We start from the raw sequence: 19,814 nt of genomic DNA on the forward strand, positions 1-19,814 counted from the left end.
CCCATACCTTAGCCGCGGGTTGGGAACCCAACCTCTATTAACGTTATCGGCAGCAGTCACTGGTTAGTGAAGCCTAAGTTTGCGGATCTGCGAGGATCCCTTAAGCTGGCCATCCTTTGCTCCGCCCGGAAATGCCCATGTCTCGAAGTATTGCCCACTTGGCCCTGCTCCTGGGGTTGATCACGGCCGTTGGCCCGTTCGCCATCGACATCTACCTGCCTGCGCTGCCAACCCTTGGCGCGAGCCTGCACGCCTCGCCGGCCGCCGTACAGATGAGCCTGACCGTGTTCTTTGTGATCGTGGGGGTATGCCAGCTGTTCTACGGCCCCATCAGCGATGTATTCGGACGCAAACCGCCGATTTATGCCGGACTGCTGATTTTTGCCATCGGGAGTATCGGCTGCGCCCTGGCGCCGACCATTGAAGTGCTGATTGGATTTCGTGCCCTGCAAGCATTTGGTGCGTGCGCCGGCATGGTGATCCCTCGGGCTATCGTTCGCGATCTGTACACCGGCCATGAAGCCGCGCGGCTGATGTCATTGCTGATGCTGGTGATGAGTGTCTCGCCAATTCTTGCCCCGCTGGCTGGCAGTGTGGTGATTGCGCTCTGGAGTTGGCGCGAAGTGTTCGCCGTGCTGGCGGTGGTGGCCGTGTTGTGCCTGGTGATGACGGCCGTGCAATTGCCCGAAACCCACCCGCCCGAGCGTCGTATGGGTAAAACCCTGGGCACTGCATTCAGCAGTTATGGGGCTCTGCTGCGCGATCCTGTGTTTATCGGATTGTCGGTGGTCTGCGGCTTTGGGTTGGCAACGTTCTTTGTTTTTATTGGCAGCGCGCCCTTTGTGTACATCGAATATTTCGGCCTGACACCCACGCAATTCAGCCTGTGTTTTGCCCTGAATGCGGCGTCATTTTTCGCTATGAGCCAGCTGACGGCGCGCCTGAGCGCACGCTTCGGTCTGGTGCCGTTGATACTTTGGTCAGTTACGGCGGTGGCTGCAGTGATGCTTCTGCTGGCGGTCACCACGCTGTGGGTTGATAGCTTGGTCCTGATGATGACGTTGCTGTTTATCGGCTTCGGCTTCCTTGGCTTGCTGTTGCCTGCCTCGGGTGTGTTGGCCCTGGAGGACCATGGCGCGGTGGCGGGTTCTGCATCCGCTTTGCTTGGCGCGATTCAAATGATCACAGGGGCGGTGTCCATGACCCTTGTTGGAGTCTTTGCCGACCACACCCCGGCGCCAATGATCATCGGTATTGCGATGTGTGCCGTTGCGGCGATGCTCACGGTGATCTGGACATTACGCCGTTTGCCCGCCCACTTGGCGAGTGCCCCGCCCTCCTCCTGAGGGGTAACAACAGGGCTCGGCGTTAACCACTCGTCGGCCCTGGGCAGGATCCAGCACAACTATCGCCGGCCAAGGAATTACTAACTCCATAGCACCCTTAGGAACCTATGGAGATTGAGATGACTGACTACCCACGCCCGCCCTTCGCCCCTCAAGCCCAATCGGTCCCAGGCTCCCAGAGAAAAATGGACCCTTATCCCGATTGTGGCGAGCAAAGCTATAAAGGCTCTGGTCGGCTGGCCAACAAAATCGCGCTGATCACGGGGGCCGACAGCGGCATCGGTCGCGCGGTTGCCATTGCGTTTGCCCGTGAAGGTGCAGACGTTGCCATCGCCTACCTGGACGAGCACGAAGACGCCAAGGAAACCGCACGCTGGGTGGAAGAGGCCGGTCGCCAATGCCTGTTACTGCCCGGCGATCTTGCACAGAAAGCCCAGTGCCAGGCACTGGTCGACAGCACCGTCGAACAGTTCGGTCGCATCGATGTGCTGGTCAATAACGCTGCGTTCCAGATGACCCACGAAACCCTCGAAGAGATCGAGGACGAGGAATGGGTGAAGACCTTCGATATCAACATCACGGCGATGTTTCGCATCTGCAAGGCCGCCCTGCCCCATATGAAGGCTGGCAGTTCGATCATCAACACCAGTTCGGTCAACTCTGACATGCCCAAACCGACCCTGCTGGCCTACGCCGCCACCAAGGGCGCGATTGCCAACTTCACCGGCGGTTTGGCGCAGTTGCTGGGCAGCAAGGGCATTCGCGTCAACAGTGTGGCCCCCGGACCGATCTGGACGCCGCTGATCGTGGCGACCATGACTGATGAAGATGTGAAGAGCTTCGGCAGCGAAACACCACTGGGCCGACCTGGCCAGCCGGTGGAAGTGGCGCCGATTTATGTGCTGCTTGCCTCGGATGAAGCCAGCTACATCTCCGGTTCACGCTATGCGGTTACCGGGGGGAAACCCATCCTCTAGCCTTGAAGGCGCTCTAAGGCTGAACATCCTCCCTGGGGCGAGCGCCTTGATGAACTGAGCGCCTGTGGTGACCTCTCTGTTCGTGGTGACAGGGCTTTTTGTGGTGATCGGGCTTTTGTGATCATCAGGCTTTTGTGGTGAGCGGGCTTGCCCCGCGCTGGGCTGCGAAGCAGACCCAATAAACTTGGGGGCTGCTATGCAAGCCGGCGAGGGGCAAGCCCGCTCACTACAGGTCGAATCGATCTACGGCTCGGCGGCGTTCGTTGTCGTCACGCACGTCATAGCTGGCGGTGGTCTGGATGTTAGTGTGATGCGCCAGCTTCTGCGCGATCGATAGGTCATGCTCCTCGATCACCCGCGTGATAAACGAGCGACGGAAGTCATGGGGCATGATCTTGACCCCCACCTGTTCCCCTCGCTGCCGGGCAATGTAGTAAATCGCGTGTTTAGTAATGCGTTCCCGGGTGATATGGCTACCCCGGCGGATGCGATTGAACAGGAAGCTGTCGTCCTGCTCGCCCTCTTTTAACTGCTCGCGCCGAAACGCCAGCCAGGCCTGCAACTTGGCAAATGCCCATTGCGGCGCGTACTTGATCAACTCTTTGTTGCCTTTGCCAATGACCCGCAAGCTGCGCTCCTCAACGTTGATCTGCGCGAGATCCAGGTTGACCGACTCCGACTTGCGCATGCCCGAGCCGTAGAGGATGCCGATGACCGCTGCATCACGCAGGCCTTGTGGCCTGGGGTCGGCGGCACAGACTTCCATCATTTCGCGGATCAGCGTGCGCCGCAGGTTACGGCCCTGGCCAAGACGCGTACCGGGCGCTGGCTTGACCGTGCGCATTCTCAACAAGTGTTCCTGACTGATCAGGCTCAGGCGCCACGCTTCATTCATCACCCCGCGCACCGCATTTACATATAACGATGAGGTGTTGGGCGCGTAGCCGTCTTCGCGCAGGGCGGCTACCAGGGCGATGACGTGTTCGGGTTGCAGCAGGTGCCAGTCGATGTCTTCAAGGTTGATATCCTCGAAGCCCAGGCGGTCGGCGGCGTCCTGCAGCACGTAGCGCATGGTGAGTTGGCTGGAGGGGGCCAGGCGGGTGAGGTAGAGGGTCAGCGGGTTGCGGATATGCTCAGTCAAAATAGATCAGCCTTTGGATTAAATACCTCGAACAAGCCATTGTTAAATCAAGGTATTTAGTGAATTGGCGAGGGCCGAGTCTAGCGCAGCACAGGCCCTCTTACCAAATCATGGGGCAGTTTCTTCGTCCTCCGTGGGTTCCTGGGGCTGGGTCTGGGCCTGGCTCCATTCGGCGTCCTGCTTTTGCATCAGTGCGAACCAATGCTGACGCATGAACGTGAGATACGCCTCGGGCGCATTGGCGAAATCCCTCTCATCGCCATAGCAGCCGGGTAACGGCAATTCGGTGCCCTGCTCCTTGTACTGGCTGACGAGCGCCTGTTGCCCAGCGGTGCTGCAATCCTTGGGCAGCGGCATCCCGCGCAACGCCCCGGCCTCTTCATCCCACCAGGCGGCGCCGTAGCGGTCGACACCGCGCAAACGGTACTTCTGCGACTTGCCCACATGCATGATCAGCTTGAATTCATTGGGGCTCACGTCGCTCGTGCAGGTGCGCGAATAGCCCACAGTGGCCTGGGTGATGCCATCGCCCGACAGGTCGGTGACCTTGGTCGCTGCTTGGTCGAAACGCAACGCCGCGTCAAATTCGCAATGCTGCACATCGTCGTAGAGCATCCACACGCGCTTGGGGCGGTTACCGTCGATCAGGTACTGAGCGGCATACACAAAGGACGACTGGGTGCCGTCGTCATCCCGCTCGCTGACTTGTTCAGCCAGCACCAGCAGATTCTTGCCCTGGCGGTCGTCCCAGGTGTAAGCGGCGATCTGCTTGCCACGTACTTCCACGCCATCCGGCACCTGATCGAGGCGGGTCAACGCCACGCTTTCATCGGCGCGAACGATCGTGACACACGCCACGCTCATCAACAACCCCATCAATACTGGCCGCAACTGGCCGCGTAAAAGCTGCACGCTATTCATCCGATTACCCTGCCAAGAGACGCGTTACTTTACCGGCACTTGAGAGGCATTGCAGAGAAGATTCTTCAATCGTGGTCGAAGCCTGATTGTGTTCGCCGACGCTGTAGTAAATGCGTTGCATGCCGTCCCTGTTTCACCACGACCCCGCCCCCCCTTAGCGCCCTCATGTTTAGCTGAACCCTGGCTGTCTGGCTGTCAAATAAACGAATTTTCGACTTCCCCTTCATACCTTTCCTACATATTTGAGCTTAATCTTAAATACGGAAGTTCAAGGCGATATTCACATTCTTGAACTAACCTCTTGATTAGATTTCGATTTTTAGCGGTTCTTAACCGTTGCACGGCGTTTGTATCCAATGATTGCGGGCGTTTTCACGCGCCACGCTGCTCCAACCCCGAGGTCATAAATCTTTGAAACCCTACCCTATTCATCGCGTGTCGATCGTTATCCCGGTCTACAACGAAGAAGAAAGCCTGCCTGAATTGCTGCGTCGCACCACCGCGGCGTGCAGGCAACTGGCCTACGAATACGAAATCATCCTGGTGGATGACGGTAGCCGTGACAACTCGGCCCAACTGCTGGAAGACGCTGCCGCAGAAGACGGCAGCAACGTGGTGGCTGTGATCCTCAACCGCAACTACGGCCAGCATGCCGCGATCATGGCGGGTTTCGAACAGTGCCAGGGCGAAGTGGTGATTACCCTCGATGCCGACCTGCAGAACCCTCCCGAAGAAATCCCGCGCCTGGTGGAGCAAGCCGCCCTCGGCTACGACGTCGTCGCCACCGTGCGCAACAATCGCCAGGACTCGGCGTTTCGCCGCTGGCCGTCACGCCTGATCAACCTTGCCGTGCAGCGCTCTACCGGCGTGGCCATGACGGACTACGGCTGCATGCTGCGCGCTTACCGCCGCACCATCGTCGACGCCATGCTCGCCTGCCGCGAGCGCAGCACCTTTATCCCGATCCTCGCCAACGGCTTCGCCCGCCACACCACGGAAATCCTGGTGCACCACGCCGAGCGCGAACACGGTGAGTCCAAATACAGCGCCATGCGCCTGATCAGCCTGATGTTCGACCTGCTGACCTGCATGACCACCACGCCGCTGCGCCTGCTGTCTATTGTCGGCTTCAGCCTGGCGGCCCTGGGCATGCTGTTTGCCTTCGCGCTGATCGTTCTGCGCCTGGCCTTCGGTGCCGACTGGGCGGGCGACGGCCTGTTCGTGCTGTTCGCGGTGCTGTTCGTCTTCACCGGTGGCCAGTTCATCGGCATGGGCCTTTTGGGTGAATACCTGGGCCGCATGTACAGCGATGTGCGCGCCCGCCCACGCTTCTTTATCGAAAAAGTGCTGCGCAACCAACCGGCAGCACCGGCTCCTGTGGTCGTCGTTGACGGCCTGGTGTCTTCCCATACTTCCACTTCCGCCGATCAGGTTCAGTCATGAGTTCAAAAGCTGTTGTATTCGCGTACCACGATATTGGTTGTGCAGGCATTGAAGCGCTGCTCAATACCGGCTACGAAATTGCTGCTGTGTTTACCCATGCCGACGACCCCAAGGAAAACAACTTCTACGGCTCCGTTGCCCAACTGTGCGCCCGCAACGGTATCCCGGTGCATGCGCCAGAGGACGCCAACCACCCTCTGTGGATTGAGCGCATCGCCAAGCTGAACCCGGATTACATTTTCTCTTTCTACTACCGCAACCTGCTGAGCGAGCCGCTGCTGGCCACCGCCCGTAAAGGTGCGTTCAACCTGCACGGTTCGTTGCTGCCCAAGTACCGTGGCCGCGCGCCGGCCAACTGGGTGCTGGTCAACGGCGAAACCGAAACCGGCGTGACCCTGCACCGCATGGTCAAGCGTGCGGATGCCGGCGCGATCCTCGCCCAGCAAAAAGTCACCATCGAGCGTAGCGACACCGGCCTGACCCTGCATGCCAAGCTGCGTGAAGCCGCCAGCAACCTGCTGCGTGATGTCCTGCCGCAACTGGCCGAAGGCAAGCTGACTGAAACCGCACAAGATGAAAGCCAAGCCACTTACTTCGGTCGCCGCACGGCCGCAGACGGCAAGCTGGACTGGAAACATCCGGCTGAAACCCTGTTCAACCTGGTTCGCGCCGTGACTCAACCGTATCCAGGCGCATTCTGTGCCGTGGGCGAACACAAGCTGATCGTGTGGCAAGCCGAGGTGGTCAAGGGCAACGAAGGCCTGGCACCGGGCCGGGTGATCAGCGTCAACCCGCTGCGCATCGCCTGTGGCGAGGACTCCCTGGTGGTCAAGTTCGGCCAGCGCAACGACAACGGCCTGTACCTGGCCGGCCCTTCCCTGGCCAACGAACTGGGCCTGGTCGACGGCTCCGTGCTGCGCGGTGCCGAATCCGGCCGCAAGCCACGCCGTACCCGCGTGCTGATCCTGGGCGTGAACGGTTTTATCGGTAACCATCTGTCCGAGCGCCTGCTGCGTGACGACCGTTATGAAGTCTACGGCCTGGACATCGGCTCCGACGCCATTGAGCGCCTGCGCAGCCACCCGAACTTCCATTACGTCGAAGGCGACATCAGCATCCACACCGAGTGGATCGAATACCACATCAAGAAGTGCGACGTGGTCCTGCCGCTGGTGGCCATCGCCACGCCGATCGAATACACCCGTAACCCGCTGCGCGTGTTCGAGTTGGACTTCGAAGAAAACCTCAAGCTGGTGCGCTACTGCGTCAAGTACAACAAGCGCGTGATCTTCCCGTCGACCTCTGAAGTCTATGGCATGTGCCAGGACCAGTATTTCGACGAAGACACTTCCAACCTGGTGGTTGGCCCGGTCAACAAACAACGCTGGATCTACTCGGTCTCCAAGCAACTGCTGGACCGCGTGATCTGGGCCTACGGCGCCAAGGGCCTGAACTTCACGCTGTTCCGTCCGTTCAACTGGATGGGCCCACGCCTCGACCGCCTGGATTCGGCCCGTATCGGCAGCTCCCGTGCTATCACCCAACTGATCCTGAACCTGGTGGAAGGCACGCCGATCCGCCTGTTCGATGGTGGCGAGCAGAAACGCTGCTTCACCGACATCGCCGACGGTATCGAAGCCCTGGCCCGCATCATTGATAACGACAACGATGCCTGCAACGGCCAGATCATCAACATCGGTAACCCGGAAAACGAAGCCAGCATCCGCCAGTTGGGCGAAGAGCTGCTGCGTCAGTTCGAAGCGCACCCGCTGCGCAGCAACTTCCCGCCGTTCGCCGGTTTCCGCGATGTGGAGAGCAAGGCGTTCTACGGCACCGGTTACCAAGACGTGGCACACCGCAAGCCAAGCATCGAAAACGCCAAGCGCCTGCTGAACTGGGAGCCGACCGTGGAGATGAGCGAAACCATCGGCAACACGCTGGACTTCTTCCTGCGCGAGGCCATGCTCGAAATCGCGGATAAGCGCTAATGCAGGCAGGTCTTCGCATTGACGTCGATACCTATCGGGGCACCCGTGAAGGTGTGCCACGGTTGCTCGAATCCCTGGACGAGGCCGGGGTAAAAGCGACGTTCTTCTTCAGTGTCGGGCCGGACAACATGGGGCGCCACTTGTGGCGCCTGATCCGCCCGCAATTCCTGTGGAAGATGCTGCGTTCCAACGCTGCCGGCCTGTACGGCTGGGACATCCTGCTCGCCGGCACTGCCTGGCCGGGCAAGCCGATCGGCCGTGACTTGGGGCACTTGATGCGCCAGGCCAAGGCCGCCGGTCACGAAGTCGGCCTGCACGCCTGGGATCACCATGGCTGGCAGGCCAACACCGGACGGTGGAGCGATGCACAACTGGTCGAGCAAATTCGGCGCGGCGTGGAGACCCTGAGCGACATCCTGGGCGAACGCATCGACTGTTCGGCGGCCGCCGGTTGGCGTGCCGACGAGCGTGTGGTGCAAGCCAAGCAAGGTTTCAACTTTCGCTACAACAGCGATTGCCGGGGTACCAGCCTGTTTCGGCCGACATTGGCCGATGGCAGCGCAGGTACGCCACAAATTCCGGTGGACCTGCCGACCTTCGACGAAGTCGTAGGGCCGGTGGTGGCCGCCAAAGACTTCAATAGCTTCATTCTTGACCGGTTTGCCGAGTCGAAGCTCAACGTCTACACGATCCACGCAGAAGTAGAAGGGATTCTGATGGCCAACGATTTTCGCCAGTTGCTTGCCCAGGCAGGGCAGCGCGGCATCGATTTCAAACCGCTGGGTGACTTGTTGCCTGCGGACCTGACCACCCTGCCCCAGCAACAGTTGGTGCGCGGCGCATTGAGCGGCCGTGAGGGTTGGCTTGGAGTGCAGCAGGCATGATTCGGCGTTGGGCCTTGCCCCTGCTCCTGTTAGCGTTTGGCGTGTTTTACCTGCTGCCGCTGGCCACCCATGGCCTGTGGATTCCTGATGAAACCCGCTACGCACAGATCAGCCAGGAAATGCTGCTGACCGGCAAGTGGGCTTCGCCGCACTTCATGGGGATTCGCTATTTCGAAAAGCCGGCTGCCGGTTACTGGATGATCGCGCTCGGCCAGGCGATCTTCGGGCAAAACCTGTTTGGTGTGCGCTTCGCCTCGGCGTTGAGCACCGGTTTGAGCATCCTGCTGGTGTACCTGGTGTCACGCCGGCTGTGGAATGACCCGCAAAAGAGCCTGGTCAGCACCGTGCTGTACATGAGCTTTGTCAGCGTCGCGGCCTTGGGCGGTTATGCCAACCTCGATCCGCAGTTCACCTTCTGGGTCAACCTGACCGGCGTTGCCCTGTGGTTCTGCTTCGACAGCACCTCCCGCAACGGCCGCCTGGGATCCTGGGCGCTGCTGGGTTTCGCCTGTGGCATGGGCTTTATGACCAAGGGATTCCTGGCGTGGCTGTTGCCGGTGTTGATCGCCCTGCCCTACGCGATCTGGCAGAAGCGCTTTCGCGAACTGCTCGGTTATGGGCTGGTGGCCGTGGTTGTCGCCATTGCAGTGAGCCTGCCGTGGGCACTGGCCGTGCATCTGCAAGAACCGGACTATTGGAATTTCTTCTTCTGGCACGAGCATATCCAGCGTTTTGCCGGCGAGGATGCCCAGCACGCCGAGCCTTTCTGGTATTACCTACCGCTGCTGGTCGCGTTCAGCCTGCCGTGGGTCGCACTGCTGCCGTCCACCCTGAAACAGGCGTGGCAGGAAAAACGTGCAGCGAAAACTGCCTTCCTGCTGCTGTGGCTGCTGATGCCGCTGGCGTTTTTCAGTCTGGCCAAGGGCAAGTTGCCCTCCTACATCATGCCGTGCCTGTTGCCGCTGGCGCTGCTGATGGGCTCGACACTGGCGGACAAACTCGCCGCAGGCCGCGGCCGTGTCGTGCGTATCAACGGTTGGCTGAACCTGGTGATTGGCGTCGCGGCGTTACTGGCGCTGACGTGGTTTCAACTGAAGAAGCCCGTCTACGAACACGGTCAGGAAACCCTCAGCCTGGTGCTGGTGTTTGTCTTCCTGTTCGGCTGGATCATCGCCAACCTGCTGCAAGCGTCACGCCCGCTGCGCTTGTGGGCAGCGCCGGTAGTCGGCAGTTGGTTGCTGGTGGCGTTGGTCCCGGCCGCACTGCCCCATTCGGTGGTTTACAACAAGACTCCGGACCAGTTCATCATCGATCACCTCCAGGAGCTGAGCCAGACCAGCGCGTTGCTGAGCAATGACCTGGGCGCAGCCTCCGCCTTGGCCTGGCGCGTCAAGCGCCCGGACGTGACCCTCTATAACACCGTCGGCGAAGTGAAATATGGCTTGGCCTTCGACGATGCGGCCCATCACAAGGTCGACACCACACAGGTCCAGCAGTGGATGAGCGACGCACGTAAACACGGCGCCGTCGGGGTGGTCATGCGTGTGAAGGGTGACGACGAAATCGCCGAGGTGGACTTGCTGCCCAAAGACGGCAAGCGCTACGAGCAAGGCAACATCGTGATCCTGGTGTTCCCGCAGGTTGCGCCATGATCACGCTGTGCCTGTTATTGGCCGCCTGCCTGCTGACATGCATGGGCCAGGTTTCGCAAAAATTCGCCGTGGAAAGCTGGCGCGACCAGCCCGACGGTTGGGCGCTGAAGCTGCGCTCGCTGTGGCTGTGGTCGGCCCTGCTGTGCCTGGGTTTTGGTTTGCTGGTGTGGTTGCTGGTGTTGCAGCGCCTGGAAGTCGGTATCGCCTACCCGATGCTCAGCCTCAATTTTGTCCTGGTCACGCTGGTGGCGCGCTTTGTGTTCAAGGAACACATCGACACACGGCATTGGCTGGGTGTCGTGCTGGTGATTGCCGGTGTGGTGCTGTTGGGGCGCCAGGTATGAGCCGCGTGCGTGGTTTTGCCCTGGCCCTGGGCAGCGTTGGCCTGGTCAGCGCCGCCCAATTGGGCATGCGCTGGAGCATGACGCGCCTGCCCTTGCCCACCGAATGGCTGGCGGCGTTGAACAGCAACGCCATCGACTTCGCTGCGTTGGGCGTGGTGAGCCTGGCGATCTTCGCCTACGCGCTGTCGATGCTCTGCTGGCTCGGCGCGCTCAAGCACCTGCCCCTTGGCCGCGCCTATTCATTGCTCAGCATCAGCTATGCGCTGGTGTACCTGTTGGCCGCCAGCTTGCCGGTGTTCAACGAACATTTTTCCGTTTCAAAAACCCTGGGGGTGGCGCTTGTCATCCTCGGTGTGCTGATCATCAACTCTCGTCGTGCCAGTGCTACTCGTCCCAGGAATGCCCCATGAAAATCAGTGTATTTGGTAGTGGTTACGTCGGCCTGGTACAGGCCACCGTATTAGCCGAAGTCGGTCACGATGTGATCTGCATGGACGTCGATCAAAACAAGGTCAAGCTGCTGCAGCAAGGCCATGTGAGTATCTTCGAACCGGGACTGGCCGCCATGGTCAAGGAGAACCTGGAAAGCGGCCGCCTGAATTTCACTTTCGATGAGAAGCTCGCCGTCGAACACGGTGAAGTGCTGTTCATCGCCGTCGGCACGCCGTCGGATGAAGATGGCTCGGCCGACTTGAAGTACGTGCTGTCGGTGGGCGACGCCGTGGCCCGTCATCGAGTGGCCCCGGTAATCCTGGTTGAAAAGTCCACGGTCCCCGTGGGCACCGGCGACACCCTGCGCGCCCATATCGAAAAAGCCCTGCACGTCGCTGGCCGGCACCTGGAGTTCGATATCGTCTCCAACCCGGAATTCCTCAAGGAAGGCTCGGCGGTTGCCGACTGTCGCCGTCCGGATCGCATCATCATCGGCTGTGAGCGCGAAGAAGTGCGCGAGGTGATGCGCGATCTGTACGCGCCGTTCAACCGCAACCACGACCGCATCATCTTCATGGACCTGCGCAGCGCCGAGCTGACCAAGTACGCCGCCAACTGCATGCTGGCCACCAAGATCAGCTTTATCAACCAGATCGCCGAGCTGGCCGAGCACCTGGGGGCGGATATCGAAGCCGTGCGCCTGGGCATCGGTGCCGACTCGCGCATCGGCTATCACTTTATCTACCCCGGTTGCGGTTACGGCGGTTCATGTTTTCCCAAAGACATGCGCGCCTTGATCCACAGCGCCAAACAGGCCAACTGCTCCAGCGACCTGTTGGAAGCCGTAGAAGCGATCAACCAACGCCAGAAGAGCAAGCTGTTCGAGCGCGTCAATGCGTTCTTCCAAGGCAATCTGCGCGGCAAGACCTTCGCCCTGTGGGGCCTTGCGTTCAAGCCCAACACCGACGACATGCGCGATGCACCCAGCCGCGTGCTGATGGAAGCGCTGTGGGCTGCCGGCGCCAACGTGCGCGCGTTCGACCCGGAAGCCATGCAGGAAACCCAGCGCCTCTACGGTGACGAAGAACGGCTGATGCTGATGGGCACGCCGGAGTCCACTCTGGTTGGCGCCGATGCGCTGATCGTGTGCACCGAGTGGCAGCAGTTCAAAGCCCCCGATTTCGACCTGATCCACCAGCGCCTGAAAACCCCGGTGATCTTCGATGGCCGCAACCTGTATGACGGCGAGCGCCTGTCGCGCAAGGGCTTCCAATACTTCCCGATAGGGCGAGGCGACTCATGTCAGTTGCCGATTCCGCAGCAGCAGTGGGTGCCACAGGTCGTGGAAGCCTGATACGTGAACACAGCCCGACCGCCTTTGCTGAGTGCCACGATCCGCCGCCAATCCCTCTGCCTGGGATTGCTGGCGCTGTTGCTGTTTATCGCCGGCAGTTGGCACCAGGCGATTATCGGTTTCGACTCACGCTTCGTGCTGTTCGCCCAGGAAATGCTGCGCCATGGGCCGGGCTTTTTTCCCACCACTTACGGCCAGCCGTATGCTGATTATCTGGCCACCTCGACCCTGATGACCTGGCTGTTGTCGCTGCCCCTGGGCCAGGTCACCAGCCTCACGGCCTGGCTGCCCACTTCGATGGCCTCGGCACTGATCGTCATCCTGGTGTATCGCCTCACGGCGCCCTACTCCCAGCGCTGGGGCTTGTTGAGCATTGCGGTGCTGCTGTTGAGCACCACCTTTATCAGCGAAACCCGCGCCGTGTCCCTGGACCAGATGCTCGCCGCGATCACCTTGACGGTGTTTTATCTGGGTTACGCCCATGATCATTTCTCTGCGGGTAAACGTCTGCACTGGCTGTTTCTGCTCTTGATCCTGGGGTTTGCGATACGCGGGCCAATTGGCCTGGTCGTGCCCACCGGTGTGCTGTGCAGCTATTACCTGATCAACCGGCAATGGCGCCAACTGCTCAGCTTCGGCCTCCTGGCGCTGGCGCTGCTGCTGGCCTGTGTCGGCCTGCTGTTGCTGATGGCCAAACTCAGTGGCGGTGAGCGTTTCATGCAGGACGTGATCCGCATGCAGTTCCTCGGGCGCATGGATGGCAGCGAAGGCAGCAGCGGTGTGCTGTATTACTTCACCAGCTCCCTGGGTAATTACGCCTTGGCCTATCCCCTGGCGTTGCTAGCGCTGCTGGCAGTGGCAACCGGTGGGCGGCGCACGCCGGAGCCGGCCTTGCAATTGGTGCTGTACTGCGCCGCTGCCGGCTTGCTGGTGATGGTTGGCCTGTCGATTCCCCAGGCGAAAAAGGCGCGCTATGTACTGCCGATGCTGCCCATGGCGGCGATTATTGCGGCGTATCCCTTTTACGGCGCACGCGGGCGGCTTTTCGCCTGGCTGCGCGGCCTGATGCTGGGTCTATGGACGCTGCTGCCTACGCTGCTGATCGCCGGGCTGCTGTTCGTGCGCCCACGTTATCCGGAACAACTGAGCCATCTGGGCTTGGTGCTGGGTGTGCTTGGTGCGCTGCAGGCATTGGCGCTGTTGACGTTGTTCGTCTCTCGTCTACGGCCGGTCGGGCCGGCCTTCACTGCGGTGTTGGCGGTGTGGGCTACCTATATCCTGGTGGTGGAACCGCTGGAGCGCAGTGTCTATGACACCCGCACATTTACCTTGAACGTTCATGAGCAGGTGATGCAGCAGCGTGCCCCCGTGGTCTTGCACGGTTTGGGCAAAGACGCCAAGGCCATCAAATACATGGTCAACCTCGACTGCGATCAGGTGCCGTTGTTTACCCAGCAAGCTGCTGACCTGACGCCGCTGCAAGGGCCAGCCTGGCTGGTGATGAGCGAAGAGGATTTCCGCGCGCTTAAAGATCCGCGCTTTGCCACGCTCACGCCGACCTTAACGGGTGAGTTCGATCGCAACACCTTTGTCCTGCTGTACCTGGCCAAACCCCCACAGCCTTGAGTCGACCCGGAAGAATCCTACGCAGCTATGCGTAATGGCTGGTGTCATTTCACTTTCCGGGGGTTGAAACCCAACTGTAAACTCGATGGCCATGTGGGGTAGGTCTTTACCGCCACAGGCCATGGAACACAACAAGGACGTTAAGAGCGGCAGCCATCACTGCGGCTCACTTCGCGAGAGGACAATGCCGTGCCAAATGATCGTTTACCTGATACTCCTGCTGCCTTGATCCGGGATGAAGTGCATATCGGCTACCTACCCATTCCGCCGTTGGATCGACTGATGTCGCTACGCAACGCTCTGGTGGCACTCAAAGGTCCCCTCTCTGGCGAGCCAGGGCTCCTGGAAAACCTGCAAAAGCATATGTTCAACGAAGAGACCGATATCCGCGTATTGGGCAAACTGAACACCGCGTACATTCCCCTTTGATGAAACGGGTTTTAATTCAATATTTATGCATTAAAACCTCATTAATATGCATTGGCGCCGATAATCGAGGCGCGGCACACTGCGCAGGTTCCTCCCCCAAATGCAGGAACGTTCAAAGGGCTTTTCCGGGAAACCAGACAAGCCTTTTTTTTGCCCGCCGTTTATGGATTTCTTTTCAATGCTCGCTCGCTGGTTTCCCGCTGCAATCAATACTCGTCCTACAGAATGGAGCCGGGCCGCCATTGGCATGGCACTGGGTACATTGTTCAGTGTCTGGCTCTGTGCCCAGGTATTTGGCATGGAGGTGGCGCTGCACCTGCTCGGCCCGCTAGGGGCCTCGGCGGTGTTGTTGTTTGCCGTCTCCTCCGGTGCGCTGGCGCAACCCTGGTCGATCATCGGCAGCTACCTGTGCGCCGGTGTCGTGGCATTGCTGGTCGCGCGGGTTCTCGGACGCACCTTGGGCGGCGCTTGCCTGGCGGCCGGCATGGCAGTGGTGTTGATGTGCTGGCTGCGTTGCCTGCACCCACCCGCAGGTGGCCTGGCCATGACCCTGGTGCTGGCCGACCCGGCTTCCGCCGCACTGGGCTGGCATGAGTTGGGCGCTGTGCTGCTCGGCGCCAGCGCCCTGCTGGCATGTGCGCTGGCCTACAACAACGCCACTCGCACGCGTTATCCCAAGGGGGCTGTCGAGTCCCCTTCGGCCGTATTGAATACCCCCGATGCAGCGCGAAACGCTGCCGTGACCGCCGCCGATTTGAAGCTGGCGCTTGCCGAGATGGAGCAGTTCTACGACGTGGCGCCCGCAGAGCTTGAACAACTGATTCACGCGGCCGAAACCCACGCGCGCCGTCGCAGCATCGGCGAAGTACTGGCCAACCGCGTGCCCTGAGCAGAGGCCCGGGCGCCCTGCATAAATGCAACAACCACCTGCATGATTCCGGGTTGTACTGCGCAAATTTGCACTGGTACGATCGCGAGATGGTTCGTCCCCGAACATCTTGATAAAGAACAATAAAAGCAGGGAGTTAGAGATGACTGCTCAGGTTTCATCCGAAGCAAGCCGCGCCGATTCGCCTCAGGAAGAGGTACTGGCCGACGTCCGCAACCATATCGGCCACCTCACCCTTAACCGCCCTGCGGGTTTAAACGCCATCACCCTCGACATGGTTCGCAGCCTGACCCGGCACCTGGAGGCCTGGTCCGACGATCCATCGGTCTACGCCGTGGTCCTGCGAGGCACCGGCGACAAAGCCTTCTGTGCCGGCGGCGATATCCGTTCCCTGTACGACAGCTTCAAGAATGGCGACACCCTTCACGAAGATTTCTTCGTCGAGGAATACGCCCTCGACCTCGCCATCCACCACTACCGTAAGCCCGTGCTGGCGTTGATGGACGGGTTTGTCCTCGGCGGTGGCATGGGCCTGGTGCAAGGTGCCGATTTACGCGTCGTTACCGAGCGCAGCCGCCTGGGCATGCCGGAAGTGGCCATTGGTTATTTTCCCGACGTGGGTGGCAGCTATTTCCTGCCGCGCATTCCGGGCGAACTGGGGATTTACCTCGGCGTCACCGGCGTGCAGATCCGCGCCGCCGATGCACTGTATTGCGGTTTGGCGGACTGGTACCTCGACAGCAACAAGCTCGCCGAGCTGGACCAGAAACTCGACCACCTGCAATGGCACGACTCTGCGCTCAAAGACTTGCAAGGTGTGTTGGCAAAGCTTGCGGTGCAGCAGCTGCCCGATGCGCCTTTGGCAGCCTTGCGCCCGGCGATCGACCATTTCTTCGGGTTGCCGGATGTGCCGAGCATCGTTGAGCAATTACAGGCCGTCACCGTTGCCGACAGCCATGAATGGGCGCTCAACACGGCCCACCTGATGCAGACCCGCTCGCCCCTGGCCATGGCCGTGACTTTGCAAATGTTGCGCAAAGGCCGCCGCCTGTCGTTGGAACAGTGTTTCGCCCTGGAACTGCACTTGGACCGGCAATGGTTCAAGCGCGGCGACCTGATCGAAGGCGTGCGCGCCCTGATCATCGACAAGGACAAAACCCCGCGCTGGAACCCGCCAACGTTGCATGGGCTATCAGTTGCCCACGTCGAAAGCTTCTTCCAACAGTTCGAGCAAATTGCGAGATAAGCCATGCAAGACATTGAATACACTGAAGAACAAGTGATGATCCGCGACATGGCGCGTGACTTCGCCCGACGTGAAATCGCCCCATCTGCCCAAGCCTGGGAAAAAGCCGGCTGGATTGACGACAACCTGGTAGCCAAGATGGGCGAACTCGGCCTGCTGGGTATGGTGGTCCCGGAAGAATGGGGCGGCACCTACGTCGACTACGTGGCTTATGCCCTGGCGGTGGAAGAGATTTCTGCCGGCGATGGCGCCACCGGCGCACTGATGAGTATCCACAATTCAGTGGGTTGCGGGCCGATCCTCAACTACGGCACAACGGCGCAGAAAGAAACCTGGTTGGCAGAACTTGCCAGTGGCCAGGCGATTGGCTGCTTCTGCCTGACCGAACCCCAGGCCGGTTCCGAAGCCCACAATCTGCGCACTCGCGCTGAGCTGCGTGACGGCCAGTGGGTGATCAACGGCGCCAAGCAATTCGTCAGCAACGGCAAGCGCGCCAAGTTGGCTATCGTGTTTGCCGTGACTGATCCGAACTTGGGCAAGAAAGGCATTTCCGCTTTCCTCGTGCCCACCGACACCCCTGGCTTTGTGGTGGACCGCACCGAACACAAGATGGGCATTCGGGCTTCTGACACCTGTGCCGTCACCCTCAACCAATGCACAGTTCCCGAAGCCAACTTACTGGGCGAGCGCGGCAAAGGCTTGGCGATTGCGCTGTCGAACCTGGAAGGTGGCCGCATCGGTATCGCCGCCCAGGCCCTGGGTATCGCGCGAGCAGCGTTTGAAGCGGCGCTGGCCTACGCCCGGGACCGGGTGCAGTTCGACAAGGCGATCATCGAGCATCAGAGCGTGGCTAATTTGCTGGCGGACATGCAGACCCGCTTGAACGCGGCCCGCCTGCTGATCCTGCACGCAGCGCGCCTGCGCAGTGCCGGCAAGCCGTGCCTGTCGGAAGCGTCACAAGCCAAACTGTTTGCCTCGGAAATGGCGGAGAAGGTCTGCTCGTCAGCGATGCAGATACATGGCGGCTACGGCTACCTGGAGGATTACCCGGTGGAGCGTTACTACCGGGATGCGCGGATCACGCAGATTTACGAGGGGACCAGCGAGATTCAGCGGATGGTGATTGCTAGGGAACTCAAGAACTACCAGCTCTGACAGACACCAACGAACTACTGTGGGAGGAGGCAAGCCCCCTCCCACATTTGCACTTCAGTACATGAAGATTGGCTTACTTATCCTTGAACTCTGGCGCGCGCTTGGCCACAAACGCCGCCATACCTTCCTTCTGATCCAGCGTCGCAAACGCCGCATGGAACACACGGCGCTCAAAGCGCACGCCTTCGGACAGGCTCACTTCAAACGCACGGTTCACGCTTTCCTTGACCATCATGCTGATTGGCACCGACTTGCCAGCAATCAGCGTGGCGACCTTCAGCGCTTCATCCAGCAGCTCATCGGCCGGCACGATGCGCGCGACAATCCCGCAACGCTCCGCTTCCACCGCATCGATAAAGCGCCCGGTCAGGCACATTTCCATGGCCTTGGCCTTGCCTACCGCGCGGGTCAGGCGCTGGGTGCCGCCCATGCCGGGCAGGACGCCGAGGTTGATCTCTGGCTGGCCGAATTTGGCGCCATCACCCGCCAGGATGAAGTCGCACATCAGCGCCAGTTCGCAGCCGCCGCCCAAAGCAAAACCGTTGACGGCGGCAATGATCGGCTTGCGTCGGTTGGCCACGCGGTCGCTGTCGCTGAACAGGTCATCGAGGTAAATCTGCGGGTAGGTCAGCTCGGCCATTTCCTTGATATCGGCGCCGGCCGCAAAGGCTTTCTTCGAACCGGTCAGCACGATGCAGCCGATGTGCGGATTAGCTTCCAGATCATCCAGCGCCTGGTTCAACTCACTGACCAACTGCGCATTCAGCGCATTCAGGGCTTGCGGACGATTCAGGGTAATCAGCCCGACGCGGCCCTGGACGTCGAGCAAAATGGTTTCGTAACTCATGTATCGGCTCCTTAGAGATTGCGTGAGATGACCATGCGTTGAATATCGCTGGTGCCTTCGTAGATCTGGCAGACCCGCACATCGCGGTAGATCCGCTCCAGGGGAAAGTCGCTCAGGTAACCGTAACCGCCCAAGGTTTGCAAGGCAGCCGAACAGACTTTTTCGGCCATTTCCGAGGCAAACAGCTTGGCCATCGACGCTTCCACCAGCGCCGGCTTGCCGCTGTCGCGCAAGGCGGCGGCGTAATGCACCATCTGCCGTGCCACGGCGATTTGCGTGGCCATGTCGGCGAGTCGGAAGGCTACCGCCTGGTGTTCGATCAGCGGTTTGCCGAAACTCTCGCGCTCGCGGGCGTAGTCGCGCGCTGCTTCAAACGCGGCACGGGCCATGCCCACTGCTTGCGAGGCGATGCCCACGCGGCCGCCTTCGAGGTTGGCCAGGGCGATCTTGTAGCCTTCACCCTCCTCACCCAAACGGTTGGCCACCGGGACCTTCACGTCTTCAAACAGAATCTGGCACGTGTCGGACGCATGCTGCCCCAACTTGTCCTCGACCCGCGCGACGCTGTAGCCCGGCGAATCGGTGGGCACGATAAACGCGCTGATCCCGCGTTTGCCTGCCGCTGGGTCGGTAACGGCAAACACAATCACCACCCCAGCGTTTTGCCCGGAGGTGATGAACTGTTTACAACCGTTGAGCACGTAGTGGTCACCGTCCAGACGCGCGCGGGTTTTCAGGCTGCTGGCGTCGGAACCGGCCTGCGGTTCGGTCAAGGCAAAGGCCCCCAGCATGGCGCCGCTGGCCAGAGGCGTGAGGAACTGCGTTTTTTGCTGGTCGTTGCCGAACTTGAGGATGGGCACGCACCCCACCGAGTTGTGCACGCTCATGATGGTGGAGCAGGCTCCATCACCGGCGGCAATTTCTTCCAGGGCCATGGCGTAAGCCAGGTAGCCGGTATCGCAACCGCCCCATTGCTCCGGCACCAGCATGCCGAAAAACCCCAGTTCGGCCATCTCGCCGATGGCCGAACTGGGAAAGCGGTGCTCGCGATCCCATTCGGCGGCGAAAGGTTTGAGACGTTCCTGGGCGAATTGCCGGGCCGCGTCGCTGATTTGCAGTTGTTCGTCATTGGGCAGCATC

18 protein-coding genes are annotated in these 19,814 nt (G+C 60.4%); 14 read left to right on the forward strand and 4 right to left on the reverse strand.

What is annotated here, in order from left to right:
- The first annotated feature begins 137 nt into the window (after nt 1-137).
- On the forward strand, nt 138-1,346 hold the full coding sequence (locus tag G9Q84_RS12775) for a multidrug effflux MFS transporter (protein WP_099602487.1): 1,209 nt from the start codon (nt 138-140) through the stop codon (nt 1,344-1,346).
- A 119-nt stretch (nt 1,347-1,465) separates the two neighbouring features.
- The gene (locus tag G9Q84_RS12780) at nt 1,466-2,323 is read left to right on the forward strand and encodes an SDR family oxidoreductase (RefSeq protein ID WP_032885742.1); all 858 of its coding nucleotides are present in this window, start codon (nt 1,466-1,468) and stop codon (nt 2,321-2,323) included.
- Between the two features lie 226 nt (nt 2,324-2,549).
- Here G9Q84_RS12780 and G9Q84_RS12785 read toward each other — a convergent pair whose 3' ends face one another.
- The gene (locus tag G9Q84_RS12785) at nt 2,550-3,464 is read right to left on the reverse strand and encodes a site-specific integrase (protein WP_095184760.1); all 915 of its coding nucleotides are present in this window, start codon (nt 3,462-3,464) and stop codon (nt 2,550-2,552) included.
- A 108-nt stretch (nt 3,465-3,572) separates the two neighbouring features.
- The gene (locus G9Q84_RS12790) at nt 3,573-4,385 is read right to left on the reverse strand and encodes a M949_RS01915 family surface polysaccharide biosynthesis protein (RefSeq protein ID WP_181643449.1); all 813 of its coding nucleotides are present in this window, start codon (nt 4,383-4,385) and stop codon (nt 3,573-3,575) included.
- Nucleotides 4,386-4,796: 411 nt separating this feature from the next.
- Here G9Q84_RS12790 and arnC point away from each other — a divergent pair, with 411 nt between their 5' ends.
- The 12 genes from arnC (at nt 4,797) to G9Q84_RS12850 (ending at nt 17,827) form a co-directional block, all read left to right on the forward strand.
- Nucleotides 4,797-5,828, forward strand: a complete 1,032-nt coding sequence (gene arnC, locus G9Q84_RS12795; protein WP_032885656.1) for an undecaprenyl-phosphate 4-deoxy-4-formamido-L-arabinose transferase — start codon at nt 4,797-4,799, stop codon at nt 5,826-5,828.
- Nucleotides 5,825-7,816 carry a bifunctional UDP-4-amino-4-deoxy-L-arabinose formyltransferase/UDP-glucuronic acid oxidase ArnA gene (gene arnA / locus G9Q84_RS12800; RefSeq protein ID WP_032885657.1) on the forward strand — a complete coding sequence of 664 codons (1,992 nt, stop codon included), beginning with the start codon at nt 5,825-5,827 and terminating at the stop codon, nt 7,814-7,816. The genes arnC and arnA overlap by 4 nt, the downstream gene beginning before the upstream one ends.
- Nucleotides 7,816-8,700 (forward strand): 4-deoxy-4-formamido-L-arabinose-phosphoundecaprenol deformylase, encoded by an 885-nt coding sequence (arnD, locus tag G9Q84_RS12805; RefSeq protein WP_032885658.1) that lies wholly within the window; start codon nt 7,816-7,818, stop codon nt 8,698-8,700. The genes arnA and arnD overlap by 1 nt, the downstream gene beginning before the upstream one ends.
- Nucleotides 8,697-10,352, forward strand: coding sequence for a lipid IV(A) 4-amino-4-deoxy-L-arabinosyltransferase (arnT, locus tag G9Q84_RS12810; RefSeq protein WP_181643450.1), 1,656 nt, complete (start codon nt 8,697-8,699; stop codon nt 10,350-10,352). Before arnD ends, arnT begins: the two co-directional genes overlap by 4 nt.
- Nucleotides 10,349-10,696: a 4-amino-4-deoxy-L-arabinose-phosphoundecaprenol flippase subunit ArnE gene (gene arnE / locus G9Q84_RS12815; protein ID WP_181643451.1), complete on the forward strand. Its 348-nt coding sequence runs from the start codon at nt 10,349-10,351 to the stop codon at nt 10,694-10,696. Before arnT ends, arnE begins: the two co-directional genes overlap by 4 nt.
- Nucleotides 10,693-11,106 (forward strand): 4-amino-4-deoxy-L-arabinose-phosphoundecaprenol flippase subunit ArnF, encoded by a 414-nt coding sequence (gene arnF, locus G9Q84_RS12820; RefSeq protein WP_032885661.1) that lies wholly within the window; start codon nt 10,693-10,695, stop codon nt 11,104-11,106. Before arnE ends, arnF begins: the two co-directional genes overlap by 4 nt.
- Nucleotides 11,103-12,482, forward strand: a complete 1,380-nt coding sequence (locus tag G9Q84_RS12825; protein ID WP_032885662.1) for a UDP-glucose dehydrogenase family protein — start codon at nt 11,103-11,105, stop codon at nt 12,480-12,482. Before arnF ends, G9Q84_RS12825 begins: the two co-directional genes overlap by 4 nt.
- 3 nt (nt 12,483-12,485) lie before the next feature.
- Entirely contained in the window at nt 12,486-14,108 is a 1,623-nt protein-coding gene (locus tag G9Q84_RS12830) for an ArnT family glycosyltransferase (protein WP_181643452.1), read from the forward strand.
- A gap of 189 nt (nt 14,109-14,297) precedes the next feature.
- On the forward strand, nt 14,298-14,537 hold the full coding sequence (locus G9Q84_RS12835; RefSeq protein WP_122680988.1) for a type VI secretion system contractile sheath small subunit: 240 nt from the start codon (nt 14,298-14,300) through the stop codon (nt 14,535-14,537).
- 178 nt (nt 14,538-14,715) lie between these two features.
- Nucleotides 14,716-15,426 (forward strand): HPP family protein, encoded by a 711-nt coding sequence (locus tag G9Q84_RS12840; protein WP_122757434.1) that lies wholly within the window; start codon nt 14,716-14,718, stop codon nt 15,424-15,426.
- Between the two features lie 142 nt (nt 15,427-15,568).
- Nucleotides 15,569-16,672 (forward strand): enoyl-CoA hydratase/isomerase family protein, encoded by a 1,104-nt coding sequence (locus tag G9Q84_RS12845; protein ID WP_181643453.1) that lies wholly within the window; start codon nt 15,569-15,571, stop codon nt 16,670-16,672.
- Between the two features lie 3 nt (nt 16,673-16,675).
- Nucleotides 16,676-17,827, forward strand: coding sequence for an acyl-CoA dehydrogenase family protein (locus tag G9Q84_RS12850; protein ID WP_032885666.1), 1,152 nt, complete (start codon nt 16,676-16,678; stop codon nt 17,825-17,827).
- Nucleotides 17,828-17,900: 73 nt separating this feature from the next.
- On the opposite strand, the gene G9Q84_RS12855 is transcribed toward G9Q84_RS12850, so the two are convergent.
- Complete coding sequence (locus tag G9Q84_RS12855) at nt 17,901-18,674, reverse strand: enoyl-CoA hydratase (RefSeq protein ID WP_099602496.1); 774 nt, start codon at nt 18,672-18,674, stop codon at nt 17,901-17,903.
- An 11-nt stretch (nt 18,675-18,685) separates the two neighbouring features.
- Entirely contained in the window at nt 18,686-19,813 is a 1,128-nt protein-coding gene (locus G9Q84_RS12860; RefSeq protein WP_181643454.1) for an acyl-CoA dehydrogenase, read from the reverse strand.
- Nucleotide 19,814 lies beyond the last annotated feature (1 nt).

The organism is Pseudomonas sivasensis (assembly GCF_013778505.1).
Lineage (GTDB): Bacteria > Pseudomonadota > Gammaproteobacteria > Pseudomonadales > Pseudomonadaceae > Aquipseudomonas > Aquipseudomonas sivasensis.

What these genes read in the sequence shown, in the direction of transcription:
- arnA (WP_032885657.1), top strand. Translation starts at nt 5,825, where the DNA reads ATGAGTTCAAAAGCTGTTGTATTCGCGTACCACGATATTGGTTGTGCA.
- arnF (WP_032885661.1), top strand. Translation starts at nt 10,693, where the DNA reads ATGAGCCGCGTGCGTGGTTTTGCCCTGGCCCTGGGCAGCGTTGGCCTG.
- arnE (WP_181643451.1), top strand. Translation starts at nt 10,349, where the DNA reads ATGATCACGCTGTGCCTGTTATTGGCCGCCTGCCTGCTGACATGCATG.
- arnD (WP_032885658.1), top strand. Translation starts at nt 7,816, where the DNA reads ATGCAGGCAGGTCTTCGCATTGACGTCGATACCTATCGGGGCACCCGT.
- G9Q84_RS12790 (WP_181643449.1), bottom strand. Translation starts at nt 4,385, where the DNA reads ATGAATAGCGTGCAGCTTTTACGCGGCCAGTTGCGGCCAGTATTGATG.
- G9Q84_RS12825 (WP_032885662.1), top strand. Translation starts at nt 11,103, where the DNA reads ATGAAAATCAGTGTATTTGGTAGTGGTTACGTCGGCCTGGTACAGGCC.
- G9Q84_RS12860 (WP_181643454.1), bottom strand. Translation starts at nt 19,813, where the DNA reads ATGCTGCCCAATGACGAACAACTGCAAATCAGCGACGCGGCCCGGCAA.
- G9Q84_RS12780 (WP_032885742.1), top strand. Translation starts at nt 1,466, where the DNA reads ATGACTGACTACCCACGCCCGCCCTTCGCCCCTCAAGCCCAATCGGTC.
- G9Q84_RS12840 (WP_122757434.1), top strand. Translation starts at nt 14,716, where the DNA reads ATGCTCGCTCGCTGGTTTCCCGCTGCAATCAATACTCGTCCTACAGAA.
- G9Q84_RS12775 (WP_099602487.1), top strand. Translation starts at nt 138, where the DNA reads ATGTCTCGAAGTATTGCCCACTTGGCCCTGCTCCTGGGGTTGATCACG.
- G9Q84_RS12845 (WP_181643453.1), top strand. Translation starts at nt 15,569, where the DNA reads ATGACTGCTCAGGTTTCATCCGAAGCAAGCCGCGCCGATTCGCCTCAG.
- arnT (WP_181643450.1), top strand. Translation starts at nt 8,697, where the DNA reads ATGATTCGGCGTTGGGCCTTGCCCCTGCTCCTGTTAGCGTTTGGCGTG.
- G9Q84_RS12850 (WP_032885666.1), top strand. Translation starts at nt 16,676, where the DNA reads ATGCAAGACATTGAATACACTGAAGAACAAGTGATGATCCGCGACATG.
- G9Q84_RS12855 (WP_099602496.1), bottom strand. Translation starts at nt 18,674, where the DNA reads ATGAGTTACGAAACCATTTTGCTCGACGTCCAGGGCCGCGTCGGGCTG.